This is a genomic window from Sphingomonas sp. (assembly GCF_036677245.1).
Taxonomy (GTDB): Bacteria; Pseudomonadota; Alphaproteobacteria; order Sphingomonadales; family Sphingomonadaceae; genus Allosphingosinicella.
The window spans coordinates 1-17782 of the sequence record NZ_JAKFCG010000108.1 but is presented as its reverse complement, the minus strand read 5'-3'; the positions used below and the strand labels follow the sequence as shown (position 1 = coordinate 17782).

Sequence of the window (17782 nt, the reverse complement as noted above, 5' to 3'; positions counted from 1 at the left end):
ATCGCCGAGATGGGATCGGCCTTCCTTTGCGCCGCGCTCGGCATCGTGCCGACCGTTCGTCACGCCGATTATCTGGCATCATGGCTCGACGTGCTGCGCGAGGACAATCGCGCGATCTTTCGCGCGGCCAGTCAGGCGAGCAAGGCCGCCGATTGGCTGCTTGCCCGCTACGCCGAGACGCAGGACGAAGGGAGGGAAGCGGCATGATTACGCTCCCCCATGCGATCCTTTCGGCGCTGCGCGCGAATGCGCGCGCCAGCCGCCTCCACGAGCAGCGCGACGAACGGTTCGACCCGTTCCCGGTGGTCAAATTCTTCAATCCGGTCGGCGCGGCGACGTGGATCGCCACCGAGCTTTACGACGATGGAGACACGCTGTTCGGCCTCGCCGACTTGGGGTTCGGATGCCCGGAAATGGGCGTGTTCTCGCTTACCGAGATTGCGGGCGTCCGCTTGCCCTTCGGCCTGTTCATCGAGCGCGACGAGCATTTCGAGCCGCTGGCCCCGCTTTCGCTATGGTCCGATACCGCGCGGCGCATGGGTGCAATCGTTCTGGCCGAAGCCGAACTTCGCCGCATCACCGATAGCCGGAACGGCAACGAGCTTCCGCCGCCTCTTGATGATCGAGGGGCCGGATGACGCGCGGCGCGTTTCGCCGCATTGAGTGCCGGTCCCGCCCATCCAGCAAGACAAACGGGACCGGCGCTCCAGAAGGAGCAGACCAATGAAACTCGACTTTATCGACCATAGCAAGCTGGTTCCGTCCAAGGTGAACATGCGGCACGGACCCAAGCCCCCGGACGTGGGCGACATTCTGCCCTCGATCCGCAAGCGCGGTGTCATCGTGCCGCTGATCGTGCGCCCGCAGGCGGGCAACGATAATGGCGTCCACGAAATCGTCGCCGGGCGGCGGCGCTGGACGGCGAACGCCATCGCGCTTGTCGAGGGCATCGACCACGGCCCGCTTCCCGTCGCCATCCTCGACGCCGGGGACGACGCCGACGCCATCGAGGCATCGCTTCTCGAGAACACCCGGCTCGATCCCGACGAGGTGACGCGATGGGAAACCTTCGCACGGCTGGTCAAGGAGGGCCGCGACATTGCGGATATCTCCGCGACGTTCGGCATTCCCGAGCTTGGCGTGAAGCGTATCCTAGCGCTCGGCAACCTGCTTCCGCGCATCCGCGATCTTTACCGCAAGGAGAAGATCAACGCGGCGACCGTCCGGCATCTGACGCTGGCGAGCAAGCAGCAGCAGAAGGCATGGCTGGCGCTCTACGACGATGACGACGCCTATTGCCCGACCGGCCAGCAATTGAAGGCATGGCTGTTCGGCGGGCAGTCGATCAAGGTCGAACATGCCCTGTTCGACGTCGATGCGAGCGGCCTTGCGATCGTCGCCGATCTGTTCGGCGAAGACCGCTATTTTGCAGATGCCGACGCGTTCTGGACCGCGCAGAACGCCGTAATCGACGCGCGCAAGGAGGACTATCTGGATGCCGGATGGTTCGACGTGGTGATCGTCCCGCCCGGCGAATATTTCTACCGCTATGAGTTCGCCAAGGCACCCAAGCGCAAGGGCGGGCGCGTGTATATAGATGTGCGCGAAAGCGGCGAGGTCGAGGTCCACGAAGGCTATGTGACGAGCAAGGAGGCCAAGCGGCTCGAACGCGGCGAGGCAATCGAAACCGGCCCCAAAGTGCCGCGCCCCGAAGTGACGAGCACGATGCAGACCTATATCAACCTGCACCGTCATGCCGCTGTCCGCGCCTCGCTGACCCGTCATCCCAAGGTCGCGCTGCGCTTGATGGTCGCCCATGTCATCGTCGGGTCGCCACTGTGGACGGTCAAGCCCGAGCCGCAGACCGCGCGCAACGACGATGTGCGCGAAAGCGTCGAAACTTGCCGCGCGGAAACCGACTTCGACGCGAAGCGCCGCGCCGTATTGGACCTTCTCGGCTTCTCGCCCGAGGAACCGACCGTCACAGGCGGCAACGGCGACGACTTCGGACTGGTCGGCGTGTTCCTGCGCTTGCTCGACGTGCCCGACCGCGCCGTAATGGACGTGATCGTCATCGTCATGGGCGAAACGCTCGCCAGCGGCAGCGCCGCCATCGAGGCGGTCGGCGGCGAGATCGGCGTCGATATGGCCCGCTACTGGCAGGCCGACGACGCCTTTTTCGAGTGTGTCCGCGACAAGGAGGTGCTGACCCGCATCGTCGCCGAGGTGGCGGGCGAACCTGTCGCCGCCGCCAATGCGAAGGAACCGGGCAAGGTCTTGAAGCGCATCGTCCGCGACCATCTGGAGGGTGCGAACGGGCGGCCCAAGGTCGAGGGTTGGGTGCCGAAATGGATGGCGTTCCCGCCCGCTACCTATACGGCGCGCGGCGGCGTCGGCACCGTCGCGGCTCATGCCAAGGTGCTCGCGGCGCGCCCCGACCGCGAGCCGGAACCGACCGGCCCCGGCGCGGTGATTGCGCTTCCGGCCCCTGCCAAGGCCGAGCCGCAGGAACAGCCCGAGCGCGAAGCCGCATGAAACTGGACGGGCGGCGGCGCACCCGCCGCCCGTTCCGTCCCCCATAAAATCGCCGCGCCGCTCGGCCGCAAGCGGCCCTCGCGGCGCGGATTTCAGACAGGAGACTTGTCATGGCCGACCGTGTTTCGGCATCCATCACCATCGGCGGGACGCTCCCCGCCAGCCAGCTTCCCGCCTTCGCCGAGGCCATCGCGAACGAAGGGCTGTCCACCGAATGGGACGGCGAACCCTTCGCGCTCGGCGATCTGCCCGAGGGCGAGCCCTTGGCGCTCATGGCGCACGAGGTCGCCTGGGGGCGGTTCGAGGGACTCGAAGCCTTCTGCATCGCGCATGGGCTTTTCTTCGCGCGCTGGTCGGGCGCCTATGCCTGCCAGTGGGGTGCGGAACGCACCGTGTTCACCGGCAGCGGCGAACCGCAAAGCTACGCTGCCGACGAGGACGACTATATCCTCATGGGGCGCTGCACCGCCGAGCGATTGGGCAGCTATGCGGCGATCATCGCGCATTTCGATGCGGCCGACTTCGCGGTGCCCCCGCTTGTCATCACGCCCGAACGGGAGGAGGCGAGCAATGGCTGACATCTGGATTCAGGGCAGCTTCGCCTTTCGCTGCACCGCCGCCGAGTGCGCGCTGATCGAGGAAGTCGCAAACGCTGGCTACGCGCTAGCGAATGACGACGCGCCCGATCCGCCGAGCGCGGCGCTGCTCGCAGCCTTTCCGCCGGACGATGCGAACGCGCGGTGGAGCGGGTTTCGCGAGGCGTTCAACGATCCCGAATTTCCCACCATCGGAGCCGATTTCATCGCTGAAACCTGCCCCGACGATCCATCCGCGCGGATCGTGTGTTTCGCCAGCATGGACGATTTCGATGCCGCTGCCATCGCGGTGGTGATCCAGCGATGTTGCCCCGAAACGCTCGCCAAGGGGCCGATCGGCTTTGAATGGGCCATGACCTGTTCCAAGCCCCGCATCGGGGAGTTCGGTGGCGGCTGGTGCGCGATTTTCGCAGACCGCATCGAGATCGACGCGACCAACGAGGCGCTGTCGCGCGCGCTCGCGGGCGACGGCAACTAGCCCAAATCGCGCCGCACTGCGCGCTCGCGTGCCGAAAACCCCTGCCGCCTGACCTACCGGGCGGTGCGGCGGATCACCGTCCGGGCGCTTCCGCATAACGTGCATTCGTCCTTCTGCCGCTCGAATCCGCGCGTGCCGCCGAGCGCGCAGGTGACGACATTGGCCTGTGCGGTAACCGACAGGTTGAGCCGGTCAGTCACGCAGGCATCGCACACCGCCGCGCCGTCCAGCCGCACGATCAGCCGTTCGATCTGCCCCGCAATCGTCGTTCCTTCGTTCATCGCCGTGAGGCTATAGCCGCGGCCTCGTGGCCGCGAAAGCAATCATGGCTTCCCGGAAAGACGCCGGACTGGGCTTCCTGTCCGCGCGCGCATCTCGTCCTTTCGTGTCTCACCAACCCGTCGCCGGCTCCTTGGGCGCATGACCTGGGACGGCCGCGCGCCTCGCGAAACCATCGCGCGGAACTGATTTCCCCGCGCCGCTTTGGCGGCGCTCCTCGCGGCCGCTTCGCTCCAAATCAGCCCCGCGCTTCCGGTCCTCCGCTTCGCTTCGGCCTGCGGTTCGCAGCGCGCTCAAGGGCCGTCCCTTCGGTCCGCCCATCGCCCGGCATCGGGTCGGGCGAATGTGCAAGGAGACGAGAAATGCCCTCAATCGGTCATGTCCAGCGCCAGAACGACGGTTCGTTCCGGGGCGCCTTGAAGACGCTTTCGGTCAATGCCGAGATCGCCATCATCCCCAACCGCAGTAAGACCGGGGACCAGCCCGACTACCGCGTGCTGTCGAACGGCGTCGAACTGGGCGGCGGCTGGATCCGCACCGGCGAGGTGAGCCAGCGCGAATATGTCCGCCTCGCCATGTCGGCCCCCGAACTTGGCGGCCGCACCCTCTACGCCAATCTCGGCCGCGCCGCCGGGCAGGACGACGACGACGCGTTCGCCGTTATCTGGAACCCCGGCGACTGAGCCGGATCGGCCCCGCGCCGGTCACCCGGCGCGGGGCTTTCCTCATGCCTTGAGGGCTTGGCGTGGGCCTTTTCCTGCACCGGAACGCGCTTGCGGGCCTGCAGAGAGGAAGAAATCCGCTCAGCAAGCACCGAGTATCCGGCGGCGAACGGACCGCCTCAACCATCGACGGTTCCCCCAATTTTCACGCCACCTGCGTTCCGCTTCGCTCCACTCCGGCGACGAGAAAATCGGCTCCCCCGTCGCCCGCTTCGCGGCCGCTGCGCGGTGGTTGACCCCGCCCGCTCCCCGCCGGGCGATGGCTCATCTTTCGCTTGTATCAGGAGGATGAGATGTCGGTTGAACAACAGATCGAGGAGCTTCGCGCGGAGCTTTCATGGTGCGATGACGCGGGAGAACGGCGGCAGATCGAAGCCGAATTAAGGGCCGCTGAGAAGAGGCTGAAGCGGTGCAATCGGGCGCTGCGTCAGGCCGAACAGGCAGGCTGGCAATAAGGCGATGCGCTGTTGAAGGGGCAGGTTCGCGGGAGTGGTGCCGCATGGCGCCGCTCCCCTTTTTTGATCGGGAAGGCGGGAAGGCAAAGCGGGCGTCTGGGGCGGCAGGTGGCAGTCGGGCTCGATGGCAAGATAGAGGCAAAATCTCGCGATTTTGTAAGTGTTTGTCTGCACATCGTTTTTTGAAGGCTTTTGCGAGACTCGCCCTTTGAGTGCGAGACAGGGTTACCAGGAGTGGCGGTTTTCTGGGCTTTTCCGATCCCAATCGCGAGACTCCTTGCGCTCTGGCGAGGACGCGCCATTCTTATCGGCGGGGAGCGTCATTCCGGCATGGAAGGACGCCGCTATGCGCGATGATGAGTTCGAACCGCAGCTGGGCCGGATGCGCGGCCGGGGCAAGGAGCAGCGCTACCTGAGCCGCGTCGTGAAAGCGGCAAAGCGGGCCGGCATGAAAACGGGCAGGCGCGGCCGTTTCGACGGCAGCCGGATCGGGCGCGGCGCGAGTGTTGCGCGGGTGCTCAGATCGCGCGACCGATTGGGCGCGTTCCGGTCGCGCCGCGTGATCGTCAAGATACGGCCTGTCGGCCTTGGCGGGAAAGGCATGGGCGGTGCGAAGGCGCACCTTCGCTATATTCAGCGCGACGGCGTGACCCGTGAGGGCGAGGCTGGTGCGCTCTACTCGCCCGACAGCGACGTCGCCGATGGCAAGGCGTTCCTCGAACGGTGTGACGGCGACCGCCGCCAGTTCCGGTTCATCGTGTCGGCCGAGGACGCCGACCAGTATCCCGACTTGAAGCCGTTCGTGCGCCGGCTGATGACGCAGATGGAGCAGGATCTTGGGACAAAGCTCGATTGGGTGGCGGTCGACCATTTCAATACCGGCCATCCGCACACGCATATCGTGGTGCGCGGCGTAAACGATCGGGGTGAGAATCTGCTGATCGCGCGCGAGTATATCTCGCACGGGAGCCGGCAGCGGGCGATCGAGATCGTCAACCTCGACCTGGGGCCGCGCACCGACCTTGAAATCGAAGAGCGGCTTCGCAGCGATACGGGTGCCGAGCGGCTGACCGCGATCGACAGACGGCTGATCCGCGACATGGATACCGCGCGGCTGGTCAGCGCGAGCGATGGCGATCCCTTCCAGCAATCGCTTCGCGTCGGTCGCCTGCAGAAACTCGGGCGCATGGGACTCGCCTCGCATGTCGGCAACGGCACCTGGCGGCTTGAGCCCGACCTTGCGAACACACTGCGCCAGATCGGCGAGCGCGGCGACATCATCCGCACCATGCAGCGCGAGCTGACCGCGCGGAAGCTCGATCGTGCTGCGGTCGATCGCGTCATCTACGACCCGGTCGCGAAGGAGGCGACGCCGATCATCGGCCGCGTCGTGATGCGCGGGCTCGCCGACGAACATGAAGACCGTCATTATCTGCTGGTCGACGGCATCGACGGGCGCACCCATTATGCCGAGATCGGCAAGGGCGAGCTGGTCGACACGATCCCCGAAAATGCCATCGTCCGGATCGCGCCACGCGAGGGCGGCATTCGCGCCGTCGATCGGACGATCGACGAGATCGCGGCGGCGAACGGCGGGCGCTATTCGATCGACGCCCATCTGAAGCACGATCCGACCGCCAGCGAACGCTTCGCCGAAACGCATGTCCGGCGGCTTGAAGCGATGCGAAAAATCTCGGGCGTCGTCGAGCGCGAGCCCGACGGAAGCTGGATCATCGCGCCGGACCATCTCGCCAGGGTCGAGAGGTTCGAAGCCATGCAGTTCCGCGACCACCCCGTTGCCATTGAAACCCTGTCGGCGATCCCGCTCGACAAATTACCGGGAACCGATGCCGCGACCTGGCTCGATCGCGAGCTGGTCGCCGAAGCGCCGGTGCCAGTGCGCGATGCTGGGTTCGGGCACGAGGTTCGTTCAGCGCAGGCGATGCGACGGCAATGGCTGATCACCGAACAGCTTGCAGACGAACAGGATGGGCAGACGGTCTATCGGCGAGGGATGCTCGCCGCGCTCCAGCGGCGAGAATTGCTGCGTGTCGCCCGCCAGCTCTCCGACAAGTTAGGCGTTCCGTTCGCCGAGGCCAGAGAGGGGGAGGCTGTTCAAGGCAGGCTCGTGCGCGCAGTCGAGATGACGAGTGGTCGCCATGCGCTCATCGAACGGTCGCGCGATTTCACGCTGGTGCCGTGGCGCTCTGTTCTCGATCGCCATGTCGGTAAATCGGTCTCGGGCATCATGCGCGACGGCGGGATCAACTGGACACTCGGGCGGCAGCGCAGCGGGCCGAGCGTCTCCTGATCCGGAGGATTCGGGCTTTCTATTTTCATGAAATTATGTTTTCATGGATTCATGAAAAATATCGCAGCGCAAACCGATGTCGGCGACGAGCATCTTCAGGTGCAGATTCCTGCCGTTACGAAACGCGATCTCGGTCAACGGTCGCTCGATTCCCGCGAGCCGATCCGGATGATCGTACTGCGGGCACTTGAAGCCTATGGCGTGAGCGTCCCCGCAGACGCGATATCGGATCGCCGGAAGGGCAGGCGATGAGCGAGGATTTCGAAGCTCTCACTGTTGCGGATTATGCGAAGCAGGCCGCGCGGACTGATCAACGCAGCGGTGGCCGCGCACTGGGCTTCTCGATGCTTGGCCTTTTCGGCGAAGTCGGCAGCTTGCTCAGTGAGGCCAAGAAAAAGCAGCGCGACGATGCCTCCTACCTGGGTTACGCTCACGCCGTCGCGGAAGAGCTTGGTGACGTCCTTTGGTATCTGGCGGCGATCGCACGGCGCAGCCGCATGGCGCTCAGCGACATCGCTGCCGCCGCGGCGACAAACGGCGGACAATGGCAGACGGGCGGCAACGAAACGCTCAGTTTCCATGCGCTGCAGCCGCAGCACATTCCGCTTGCCAAGGCACCGATGCCGCAGTTCGAGCATAGCCTGCTCGCGCTGGCAGGCGACGTTGGGCTGCTCATCAACGATTTCCAGGCGGGCGGTCTTGCGAAGGACCGCGAAGCACTCGCGGGCCGGCTGGTCGCGGTCATGCGCCGGTTGATCCAGGCGGCAAACGAATCCGGTGTTACCATCGAGGCTGCCGCCGTGAAGAATCTTCACAAGATCTTCGATCGCTGGCCGCGCGAGCGCATCTATCCGGCGCCGACCGATGCGGCGCTCGACCCAGAAGAGCAATTGCCGCGGCGGATGGCGATCGACGTCTATGAACGCACCGTTCGCGGGCAGACATTCGTGTATCAACGCTCAAGCGGTGTGTATGTCGGCGACCGGCTCACCGACAACGCGCTCGAACCCGACGACTATCGTTTCCACGATGTCTTTCACTACGCTTATGTCGCGGTGCTTGGCTGGTCGCCAGTGCTGCGTGCGCTGCTCCGTCTCAAGCGCAAGAGCGATCCGAAACTCGACGACGCCGAAGACGGTGCTCGGGCGATTCTCATCGAAGAGGGCATAACTTCCTGGATTTTCGGACAAGCGCAGCAACTCCGGTACTTTGAAAACGTGAAGCGCGGTGGCCTTCCGCTGGACATGCTGAAGCATGTCCGCCAGTTCGTCGCCGGCTACGAATCAGAACGCTGTCCGCTGTGGCTTTGGGAGGAAGCGATCCTCCAGGGCTATACGGCTTTCCGCTTCCTTCAGGAGCATCGGCGCGGCCGCGTCCTGATCGACTTCGCCAATCGCCGCCTGCGTATCAAGGAATTGCCGTCATGACCCCGAAATCCTTTGTGTCCACCCTGGCGGCGACCGAACTTCCCTCAGTGTTCAATCCCTGGCGCGATCGCTGCACGGTCCATGACCGCAGCGACGCCGCCGCCCGGCGCCGCGACAATCTCGAAATGCTGCTCACCGCGGCGCTTGATCATCGCGTCGAAACGATCTGGATCGCGCGTGATCTCGGCTATCGCGGGGGGCGGCGTACGGGCGTACCGCTGACCGACGAAATTCACCTCGGACATGCCGGCACGCTGATGGGCGGCATCGCATTTGAACGTGCGACGCAGGGACCCGCCGTGGCGGAGCGCACCGCGGCGATCGTCTGGCGTGTGCTAGAGCGGATCGGTCAGCCTGTCATGCTCTGGAACGTTTTCCCGTTCCATCCCCATGAAGCGGATGATCCGATGTCGAACCGATGCCACACGCGAAGCGAGCGCGAGGCGACCTGGCCGATATTGCAAGCCCTCGTGTCAATGATCCGGCCCCGCCAGATCGTCGCGATCGGGCGCGACGCTCACCTGGCGCTGGACGGTCTCGACATTCCGACCACCGCGGTCCGCCATCCGAGCTACGGCGGGCAGCGCGAGTTCATCGAGGGCATGTTCAGCCTGTACGGTGTCGCGGATGACAACGATGAGCCGCTAGAACTGCCGTTGGGCGCGCCTCACGCCGCAGCACGGAGATGTGCGCTCGCCTGATCGCAGCGTTCAAAGAGTTGCTTAAGATCGCCGCGGTTCCAGTTGGCGGTGTCGACCGTGGCGTTGGTCGAGACGATCGTGAGCGGACCCAGCGCGACCCCGCCTTCCTTGGCGATGAATTCGAGCAGACGGCCGAGGCCGATCAGATTGCCGAGCAGTTTTTCGATATAGTAGTGATTGCGGTAGAGCGCGGTCATGCCGAGGCGACGATCGTCGCCCTTGCCGATCAGCTTGAGACTGGCAAAGCTCAGGCACTGACCGCCGTAGGGCGAGTCATTCACGTCGCGGGCGGGGTCGAAGATCAGCAGTTCGAATTTGTTGAGCGCTCGGACGTTCGGGTTGCGCAGGCGCTCGACGATGCCCCAGATTTGATTGATTGGCTGGCCGTCGGCGCGGGGCAATTCCATCATCCGTTCGAAATAATAGCCCGACCAAGCGCCCGACCTCCGGACCTTCGGCAGCACGTTGTCGCGAAACCGGTCGAAGAATTGCGGCGCGCCGTAGCGCCTGTACAGCGCTGCCGGAAAAATCGTGTTGGCGACCGTCTCGATGGGCTTCTTGCCATGGCCCGAAAGGAAGGCATCGACTTCCGCCACGACGGGATCGGCGAGTGTTGCGCGCGCAGTCGGCTCGGCCACGGAGATGACGACATTCTGCGCCTGGTGTCCGGTGGCGAGGTCGACGAGCCGGACCGCCTCGCGCCAGCCAGCAACGCAGTCAGGCTGCGGCGGTATGGGAAGATACATCGACTTCCTCCGTCAAATTTGCCGTGGCGAAAAGGCGCGGCGCTAGAAAGCGCTCAGTAAGCCAGGCGTGGCCTTCCAAGCCCCAACCTGGTCCCCAGCTGTTGCGGATGAGAATGGCCGGGGTGCCGTCCACGGTTCCATGCCCGACCGCGACGACCGCGTGCCGTTGCGCTGGCTCGGGGAGTTCGTCGTTCGCCGGATCGACGACGCCATCACCGCGCGGCTGGAAGAAAGACCGTGACAGCATCGTCAGCATGAGCACCGGCGTGTCACGATCCAGCGCGGCAAGGATGGATGACAGGTCGGTTCCATCCCTCTGTCCGTTGCGGCCATAGAGCGGGCCAACGGTCGCCGGCGGCGTCCACAGTCGATGATCGGCTGGAACCGCTGCCAGATACGGCCAGCCTTTCTCGTCGGGTTGGCCATCGAGCCGTAGCGCGTCCAGCATTGTGGATAGCAGTGCGCCGCTCGTCGGCGGTCTGCCCGCCCGTTTCTGCGCGGCATAAAAGGCGAATTCACACGACAGCGGTGCCCAGCCGTCGCGAAGCCCGGCGTGGGTGTCGCTCGCGGCGAATGCGAGGCATGTCGGCCGCGCGCCTTGATCGCGCGCAGGCCCGAACAGCGGCCGAAGGTCACGGACGATATCGATCATGGGGCGTCAGGCGGCCTCGAGCAGGTGCCGCCGTTCGGCGCGCGACAGGCCCGTCTGTTCCGGGCCGGTGAGGTCGAAATCGAGCGTCAGGCTGGTGAGGGCCGGCGCAGGCTGCCACGGCCGCCGCTCGTCGAGCGACATGCGGCCGCGCCGCGGCGCATCGGGCGCCGCGGTGACACGGCGGACAACGGGACCACCGATGCCATCGCCGTCGATTGCCTCACGCTCGTCTCGAACGACGGCGAAGCCGCTGGCGATCAGTTGGTCGAGATCCCAGAGATACCCACCGCCGCTATGTTCTTCGAGCTGCAGCACGAAAAGATCATTGCGACTGCCATCGATCCGCGAGCCGGCATCGCGCTCGGTCAGCAGCCAGACGTCGCCGCGATAGTTGTCGGGCCGATAGTCCTTGAGGAGATCGACCTTCAGGCTGCGCGGCTGCGTCCGGAGCAGGTCGGTCATCACCGATGGCGAAATCAGATTGTAGCGAACCAGGGTGCGGCACGTCGCCTCATAGCTGGCGCCGATCCGCAGCGAGAGCTGATAGACGACATTGGGGCGCCGGAAATGATCGATCTGCCATCCTTGTCGCGCGCTGTGCGCGAGCACCAGCCATTTCGGCATCATGAAGGCGATCGCAAAGGCGTCGGCTTCGGTTTCCTCGAAGTTGTTTCCCGGTTCGGGCGACATCGGCATCCGGCGCAGGATGCTCTCATCGTCGAGGCTCGGCTCGTGTCGCATCGAAAAATGCCCGAGTTCGTGCGCGGCCGTGAAGCGCTGGATGCTCATCGGTCGTTCCGTCGTGACGAGAACGCCAGGAGCAGGTGCGCTGAGATAGGCGCCGAGCAGGCCTTTCAGAGGACGAAGCAGCAAGGGTAGACCCACGGCATGGATCGCGCCGAAGACATCGACGCTGCCGCCTTGGGTCTCGATCAGTGCGCGCGTATCGAGTTCGCGATGCAGGCGGCCCGCTGCCATCGTACCAGCGCGAACCGCGCTCGCATAATCCGACGCCATCGATCAGCTCCGTTCGCCGCCAGACCGCGAGCGGAGATATTCGGCAAACCGGCTCAGCTCGGCCCGGTCCTCAGTCGACAAGGCCGCAACGCGTCGCGCCAGATGGGCGACATCGGCGGGAAGGCTCGCGGAGGCCTCGTCTTCGCCGGTAAAATAGGCCACCGACTGGCGGTAAAGACGGGCAAGCCGCGTCAGTTCGATCGCTTCAACGCGGCGCTGGCCATTCTCGATATCGGTAAGCGCGGTCCGGGGAATCTTGAGATAGGCAGCAACTTCTTCCTGCTTGAGGCCGAGATATTTCCGTGCTTCGCGCAGACGGTCGCCCAAGCGCCGCCGCTCCTGCTCGTCGCCTTCCTGGCGGAGTGCGAGATTGGTCATGGCTTCGACCCTTTCTTCTTAACCCAGACGCGTTCGATCTTAGGGAGGAGGTCGTCAATCGCCTTCTCGATCGAATTGTAGCCGCCGGTGCGGACGATGCTGTCGCGAAGCTCGATGTCGAGGACCTGCTCCACCGCGCAAAGCGTGTCGACCACGGACAAGGAGTCGAGTGGCACGGGCGCCTGGATGATCTTCGGGTTTTCCGGAGGCAGGGCAATTCCGCGCACCTGTGCCTCAGCCCTGGCCACTTGCAGCAGTTCGTCGACCAACGCCCTAATGGCGTCGGCTTTGGGAAACGCGGTTGCCGCGGGCTGCGGAGGAGCGATTGTCGCCATGCATGCCTCGCACGATTTCACTACATTAAATGCGATATAATGTCTGATAATCCGACACGCAAGCCCGAATTTGCAGCTCGGATTTTTGCAGGGTGTAGCGGGTCATCGGCGGTGCGGTGTGGTGGTCAGTGCCACCTCGAGGGACAACGACAGGGCAGAATCATCAACTCGGGTCATAGCTCGATCAAAAGAACAGAGCTGGAATATTGAGTCAGTCGCCGACGAGTGATCTCCTTCGGTCACCCACCAGCCCCCAGCGGCTCCGTTCATTTCGGGCGGCCCATAGCCGAGTCTTGAAGCCGCGCCCCGACCGCATCCGGCGGTATGGGCGGGAGCTTCAACGTGACCCCGACCAAATTGCTCATCGGCCAGATCCTTGTCGTGTTCGCAATCGTGATCGCGGGCCTCTGGGCGGCGACCCAATGGGCGGCGGCGATGCTCGCCTACCAGCCCGAACTTGGTCCGGCCTGGTTCATGGCTGGAAGCACGCCGGTCTATCGTCCCTGGGCGCTCTTCCCCTGGTGGTATCACTACGATGCCTATGCGCCGCATGTTTTCGACAAGGCCGGCGCGCTCGCCGGCGCGAGCGGTTTCATCGGCTGCGGCGCGGCGATCGCAGGCTCGCTCTGGCGCGCGCGGCAGTCGCGTCACGTCACCACCTATGGTTCGGCGCGCTGGGCCAGGCCGAACGAGATCGAGCGGGCCGGCCTTTACGGTGATGCCGGCGTATTCCTGGGCCGCTCGCGCGGCCGCTATCTCCGGCATGACGGCCCCGAACATATCATGGCGTTCGCGCCAACCCGTTCGGGCAAGGGCGTCGGGCTGGTCATACCGACACTGCTTGGCTGGACCGGCAGCGCCGTGGTTCACGACATCAAGGGCGAGAACTGGCAGCTCACCGCCGGCTGGCGCGCGCGCTTCTCCCACGTCCTGCTGTTCAATCCGACCGATCCCGCTTCCGCCAAATACAACCCGCTGCTGGAGGTCCGGCGCGGCGAGCATGAGGTCCGCGACGTCCAGAACATCGCCGACATCCTGGTCGATCCCGAAGGCGCGCTCGAACGGCGCAACCACTGGGAGAAAACCTCCCATTCGCTCCTGGTCGGCGCGATCCTCCACGTCCTTTATGCGGAGGAAGAAAAGACGCTCGCACGGGTAGCCACATTCCTGTCGGACCCGCAGCGGCCGTTCACCGCCACGCTCCGGCGGATGATGACCACCAATCACCTCGGCACGAAGGATGCGCCGCAGATCCATCCCGTCGTCGCCTCGGCGGCGCGCGAGGTGCTCAACAAGAGCGAGAACGAGCGCAGCGGCGTCCTCTCCACCGCAATGTCGTTTCTCGGGCTCTATCGCGACCCGACCGTCGCCGCGGTGACATCGCGCTGCGACTGGCGGATCGCCGATCTCGTCGAGGCCGGCCATCCGGTCTCGCTCTACCTTGTCATCCCGCCATCGGACATCAGCCGCACCAAGCCGCTGGTGCGGTTGGTGCTCAACCAGATCGGCCGCCGCCTCACCGAAAAGCTCGATGCCGATCCCGCCAGGGCGGGCAAGCACAAGCTCCTGATGATGCTCGACGAGTTCCCGGCATTGGGGCGGCTCGACTTCTTCGAGACCAGTCTTGCCTTTCTCGCGGGCTATGGAGTGCGCGCCTTCCTGATCGCGCAGTCCTTGAACCAGATCGAGAAGGCTTATGGCGAGCACAACTCGATCCTCGACAACTGCCATGTCCGCGTCGCGTTTGCGACCAACGACGAGCGCACGGCGCGGCGGATTTCGGACGCGCTCGGCATCGCCACCGAACAGCGCGCGATGCGCAACTATGCCGGCCACCGGCTCGCGCCCTGGCTGGCGCACGTCATGGTCAGCCGGCAGGAGACCGCCCGGCCACTCCTGACCACCGGCGAGGTGATGCAGCTCCCGCCCAAGGATGAGCTTGTCCTTGTCTCCGGCATGGCCCCGATCCGCGCGAGGAAGCTGCGCTATTACGAGGACCGCAATTTCCGCGAGCGGATCGCACCGCCGCCGCAGCCCGCGCCCGGAGACTATCCCGACCGGCCGCAGGCACGCCCCAACGACTGGAGCGGACTGGTCCGCGCGCCCGATACCCGGCTCGGCAAGCCCGATGACGATGCGAAGGCGGATGAGGACGGCGGCTTGCAACAGCAGCGCCACCCCGGCCTCGGCGAAGAACCCGCCAAAAAACCCGAGCCGCCAAAGCAGCTCGACCTGCTCGGCCTGGACAGCGACGACACCGACACGATCGCCGACAAGCACGCGATGGACCGCGCCGGCGCCACCGGCACGCTGATCCGCGCTCACGCGATCAATCAGGGTCGCAGCGCCGACATGCTGCCGGACTTCTGACAATGGCCGCGATCAAACCCAACCGCGTCCGCTACCAGCTCTTCCTGCCCGAAGATCTGAGCCACCGCTTCGAGGCGCTGGCGAGCCAGCCCGGCGCGTCCAAATCGGCGATCCTCACCGACGCGCTCACCGCCTGGCTCAACCGGCAGGCGGCGAGCGAGCTGGAGAACAAGTTCAGCCAGCGGCTCGATCGCATGTCGCTCGCGCTGGGGCGTGTCGAGCGTGACGGGCATGTGCTGCTCGAGAGCCTGGCGCTGTTCATCCGCTATGAACTGATGGTGCAGGCCCCTTTGGCCGAAGCCGACGAAGCGGCGCGTGCGATCGGCCGAGACCGCTTCGAGGCGTTCATTGCCCGCGTCGGCGAAGCGCTCGCCAGCGGCCAGCGCACGCTTGCTGCCTCCGCGAAAGACAATGGAGGTGGGCGATGAGCGACACGCTTTTCGGCTCCGATAATTCCGCAGGGCGTCGGCGCGCGATGCTGCGCACCGCGATGGGGCCGACCATCGCCGCAGCGCTGGCCGATCCGGTGGTCATCGAGATCATGGTGAACCCGGACGGCGTGTTGCGCCTTGATCGACTCGGCGAAGGCCGGATCGATACCGGCACCAAATATGAGCCCGCGCAGGTCGAGCGGATCATCCGCCTGGTTGCCAGCCACGCACGGACAGAGGTTCATGGCAATGCGCCGATCGTGTCAGCCGAGCTGCCACCGCACGGCGAAGGCGCGGGCGAGCGGTTCGAGGGTATCCTGCCGCCGGTCAGCCTCGCGCCGTGCTTCTCGATCCGCAAGCCCGCGGCGCGCATCTACACTTTGCTCGACTATGTGCGGGACGGCATCATGCCCGCCGACACGGCGCGACTGCTGTCGATGGCCGTGGTCGAGCGCAAGAACATCCTGGTCGCGGGTGGCACCAGTTCGGGCAAGACGACGCTTGCCAACGCGCTGCTCGCCGAGATGGCGCACCTCGACGAACGCGTCATCATCATTGAAGACACGCGTGAGTTGCAATGCGCCGCGCCCGACGTGGTGGGGCTGCGCACGCGTACGATTGGCACTGCCGGAGCCGGCGGCGTCACGATGGCTGATCTTGTCCGCTCGACATTGCGGCTCCGCCCCGATCGCATCGTCGTTGGCGAGGTGCGCGGGCGCGAAGCGCTCGACATGCTCAAAGCCTGGAACACCGGGCATCCGGGCGGCATCGCAACCGTCCACGCCAATTCGGCAGTGTCGGCGCTCTACCGGCTCGAGCAGCTCGTGCAGGAAAGCGTCGTCACCGTTCCGCGCCGGCTGATCGCCGACGCCATCGACATGATCGTGTTCATCGCCGGGCGCGGCCTCGCGCGCCGCGTCGACACGATCGCGCGCGTCGCCGGCCTCGATCCCGACGGCGGCTACGCCGTCCTCGACCTTACTCCCGACCACGCCCTCGAACCCCAAGGAGAATGACCATGCGCTTGTCCCGTATTCCTGCCCGTATTCCCGATCGTCGGAGCATCTTCCTCACCGGCGCCGCCATCGGCCTCGGGCTTGCGCTCGCCGCCACCGCGCAGGCCGCCGGCTCGGGCATGCCGTGGGAGGAACCGCTCCAGCAGGTGCTGGAGTCGGTCCAGGGTCCGGTCGCCAAGATCGTCGCGGTGATCATCATCATCGTCACCGGTTTGACGCTGGCGTTCGGCGAGACAGCAGGCGGGTTCCGCCGCCTCATCCAGATCATCTTCGGCCTGTCGATTGCGTTCGCGGCGTCGAGCTTCTTCCTCAGCTTCTTCAGCTTCGGCGGTGGAGCGCTCATCTCGTGATCGCCTCCGGCAGTCATATCGAGGGTTTCGAGGCGCCGATGCACCGCGCGCTCGCCGAGCCGATCCTGCTCGGCGGCGCGCCGCGCGCGGTCGCCATCGCCAACGGCACGCTCGCCGGGGCCATTGGGCTAGGCCTCCGCCTCTGGATCGCCGGTCTCGTCATCTGGGCGATCGGCCACTTCGCCGCCGTCTGGGCCGCGAAACGCGACGCGCAATTCGTCGACGTGGTTCGCCGGCACCTGCGCTACCCCGCTCATTTCGGCTGCTGAGAGGTTTTTGCCATGATGAACCTCGCCGAATACCGCAGGAAGAGCGCCAGCCTTGCCGACTATCTGCCTTGGGCAGCACTGGTTGCGCCGGGGGTGGTGCTCAACAAGGATGGCAGTTTCCAAAGGACGGCGCGCTTTCGCGGCCCCGATCTGGATTCCGCCACGCCGGCTGAACTGGTCGGCACGACGGCGCGGCTGAACAGTGCGCTGCGTCGTCTCGGCTCTGGCTGGGCGATCTTCGTCGAAGCCCAGCGCAATCCAGCCACCGACTATCCCGACAGCCAGTTCCCGGACACCGCGTCAGCACTGCTCGACCTCGAGCGGTGCAAGCAGTTCGAGGGTGAGGCCGATCAGGGATCGCTCCAGTGGGGCGATCGCCGCCCGAGCGGGGACTTGTTCGAGAGCAGCTATTTCCTCACCTTGGTCTGGCTGCCGCCAGCCGAAGAAGTGTCACGGATGGAGAGCTGGCTCTACGAAGGCCGGGAGAAGAGCGGCATCGATCCGTGGGAACTCCTGAAGAGTTTTGTCGACCGCACCGATCGGGTGCTCAACCTGGTCGCGGGTTTTGTCCCGGAAGCCAACTGGCTCGATGACGGCGAGACGCTCACTTATCTGCACTCCTGCGTTTCCAACAATCGCCAGCGCGTTCGCGTGCCGGAAACGCCGATGCATCTCGATGCACTGCTGGTGGATCAGCCGCTCGCCGGTGGGCTG

At 65.3% G+C, this 17782-nt stretch carries 21 protein-coding genes and 1 pseudogene; 16 read left to right on the top strand and 6 right to left on the bottom strand.

The genetic code is table 11. The annotated features are described in order from the left end of the window. The 5 genes from V6M48_RS11565 to V6M48_RS11545 form a co-directional block, all read left to right on the top strand. Positions 1-207 (top strand): zincin-like metallopeptidase domain-containing protein (locus V6M48_RS11565; RefSeq protein WP_332812675.1); only part of this gene is annotated, 207 nt, incomplete at its 5' end. Continuing rightward, entirely contained in the window at positions 204-638 is a 435-nt protein-coding gene (locus tag V6M48_RS11560; protein WP_017499954.1) for a DUF2958 domain-containing protein, read from the top strand. The genes V6M48_RS11565 and V6M48_RS11560, both read left to right, overlap by 4 nt. A gap of 85 nt (positions 639-723) precedes the next feature. Continuing rightward, positions 724-2535 carry a ParB/RepB/Spo0J family partition protein gene (locus V6M48_RS11555; RefSeq protein WP_017499953.1) on the top strand — a complete coding sequence of 604 codons (1812 nt, stop codon included), beginning with the start codon at positions 724-726 and terminating at the stop codon, positions 2533-2535. 110 nt (positions 2536-2645) lie between these two features. Then, positions 2646-3113, top strand: coding sequence for a hypothetical protein (locus V6M48_RS11550; protein WP_017499952.1), 468 nt, complete (start codon positions 2646-2648; stop codon positions 3111-3113). Then, positions 3046-3609 carry a hypothetical protein gene (locus tag V6M48_RS11545; RefSeq protein WP_332812674.1) on the top strand — a complete coding sequence of 188 codons (564 nt, stop codon included), beginning with the start codon at positions 3046-3048 and terminating at the stop codon, positions 3607-3609. Before V6M48_RS11550 ends, V6M48_RS11545 begins: the two co-directional genes overlap by 68 nt. 53 nt (positions 3610-3662) lie before the next feature. Here V6M48_RS11545 and V6M48_RS11540 read toward each other — a convergent pair whose 3' ends face one another. After that, positions 3663-3890: a hypothetical protein gene (locus tag V6M48_RS11540; RefSeq protein ID WP_017499950.1), complete on the bottom strand. Its 228-nt coding sequence runs from the start codon at positions 3888-3890 to the stop codon at positions 3663-3665. Positions 3891-4250: 360 nt separating this feature from the next. On the opposite strand from V6M48_RS11540, the gene V6M48_RS11535 reads away from it, so the two are divergent. From V6M48_RS11535 to V6M48_RS11515, 5 genes are all read left to right on the top strand, one after another. After that, the gene (locus tag V6M48_RS11535) at positions 4251-4571 is read left to right on the top strand and encodes a DUF736 domain-containing protein (protein ID WP_017499949.1); all 321 of its coding nucleotides are present in this window, start codon (positions 4251-4253) and stop codon (positions 4569-4571) included. Between the two features lie 840 nt (positions 4572-5411). Continuing rightward, positions 5412-7376, top strand: a complete 1965-nt coding sequence (rlxS, locus tag V6M48_RS11530) for a relaxase/mobilization nuclease RlxS (RefSeq protein ID WP_017499947.1) — start codon at positions 5412-5414, stop codon at positions 7374-7376. A gap of 51 nt (positions 7377-7427) precedes the next feature. Continuing rightward, the gene (locus tag V6M48_RS11525; RefSeq protein ID WP_017499946.1) at positions 7428-7628 is read left to right on the top strand and encodes a hypothetical protein; all 201 of its coding nucleotides are present in this window, start codon (positions 7428-7430) and stop codon (positions 7626-7628) included. Next, a complete protein-coding gene (locus V6M48_RS11520) occupies positions 7625-8803 on the top strand; it encodes a nucleoside triphosphate pyrophosphohydrolase family protein (RefSeq protein WP_017499945.1) in 1179 nt (392 codons plus the stop codon). Before V6M48_RS11525 ends, V6M48_RS11520 begins: the two co-directional genes overlap by 4 nt. Next, positions 8800-9504, top strand: coding sequence for a uracil-DNA glycosylase (locus V6M48_RS11515; RefSeq protein ID WP_017499944.1), 705 nt, complete (start codon positions 8800-8802; stop codon positions 9502-9504). Before V6M48_RS11520 ends, V6M48_RS11515 begins: the two co-directional genes overlap by 4 nt. Here V6M48_RS11515 and V6M48_RS11510 read toward each other — a convergent pair. The 5 genes from V6M48_RS11510 to V6M48_RS11490 are packed head-to-tail and all read right to left on the bottom strand — an operon-like array spanning position 9471 to position 12632. Beyond that, positions 9471-10250, bottom strand: a complete 780-nt coding sequence (locus V6M48_RS11510) for a hypothetical protein (protein WP_017499943.1) — start codon at positions 10248-10250, stop codon at positions 9471-9473. The two genes, V6M48_RS11515 and V6M48_RS11510, sit on opposite strands and share 34 nt — an antisense overlap. Further along, positions 10222-10902: a C1 family peptidase gene (locus tag V6M48_RS11505; RefSeq protein ID WP_017499942.1), complete on the bottom strand. Its 681-nt coding sequence runs from the start codon at positions 10900-10902 to the stop codon at positions 10222-10224. Before V6M48_RS11505 ends, V6M48_RS11510 begins: the two co-directional genes overlap by 29 nt. A 6-nt stretch (positions 10903-10908) precedes the next feature. Continuing rightward, positions 10909-11919, bottom strand: a complete 1011-nt coding sequence (locus V6M48_RS11500; RefSeq protein ID WP_017499941.1) for an ImmA/IrrE family metallo-endopeptidase — start codon at positions 11917-11919, stop codon at positions 10909-10911. A 3-nt stretch (positions 11920-11922) separates the two neighbouring features. Beyond that, the gene (locus tag V6M48_RS11495) at positions 11923-12246 is read right to left on the bottom strand and encodes a helix-turn-helix domain-containing protein (RefSeq protein WP_246048147.1); all 324 of its coding nucleotides are present in this window, start codon (positions 12244-12246) and stop codon (positions 11923-11925) included. Positions 12247-12293: 47 nt separating this feature from the next. Continuing rightward, entirely contained in the window at positions 12294-12632 is a 339-nt protein-coding gene (locus V6M48_RS11490; RefSeq protein WP_017499939.1) for a hypothetical protein, read from the bottom strand. 342 nt (positions 12633-12974) lie between these two features. On the opposite strand from V6M48_RS11490, the gene V6M48_RS11485 reads away from it, so the two are divergent. The 6 genes and pseudogenes from V6M48_RS11485 to V6M48_RS11460 all read left to right on the top strand — a co-directional run. Then, entirely contained in the window at positions 12975-15002 is a 2028-nt protein-coding gene (locus tag V6M48_RS11485; protein WP_038292469.1) for a conjugal transfer protein TraG, read from the top strand. A gap of 2 nt (positions 15003-15004) precedes the next feature. Further along, on the top strand, positions 15005-15430 hold the full coding sequence (locus V6M48_RS11480) for a hypothetical protein (RefSeq protein ID WP_017499937.1): 426 nt from the start codon (positions 15005-15007) through the stop codon (positions 15428-15430). Then, positions 15427-16449: a P-type conjugative transfer ATPase TrbB gene (gene trbB, locus V6M48_RS11475; protein WP_017499936.1), complete on the top strand. Its 1023-nt coding sequence runs from the start codon at positions 15427-15429 to the stop codon at positions 16447-16449. The genes V6M48_RS11480 and trbB overlap by 4 nt, the downstream gene beginning before the upstream one ends. Further along, complete coding sequence (locus V6M48_RS11470; protein WP_017499935.1) at positions 16446-16799, top strand: TrbC/VirB2 family protein; 354 nt, start codon at positions 16446-16448, stop codon at positions 16797-16799. The genes trbB and V6M48_RS11470 overlap by 4 nt, the downstream gene beginning before the upstream one ends. Positions 16800-16837: 38 nt before the next feature. Next, entirely contained in the window at positions 16838-17068 is a 231-nt protein-coding gene (locus V6M48_RS11465) for a VirB3 family type IV secretion system protein (RefSeq protein WP_332812676.1), read from the top strand. Positions 17069-17080: 12 nt separating this feature from the next. After that, a pseudogene (locus tag V6M48_RS11460) lies at positions 17081-17782 on the top strand (conjugal transfer protein TrbE); the annotation flags it as partial.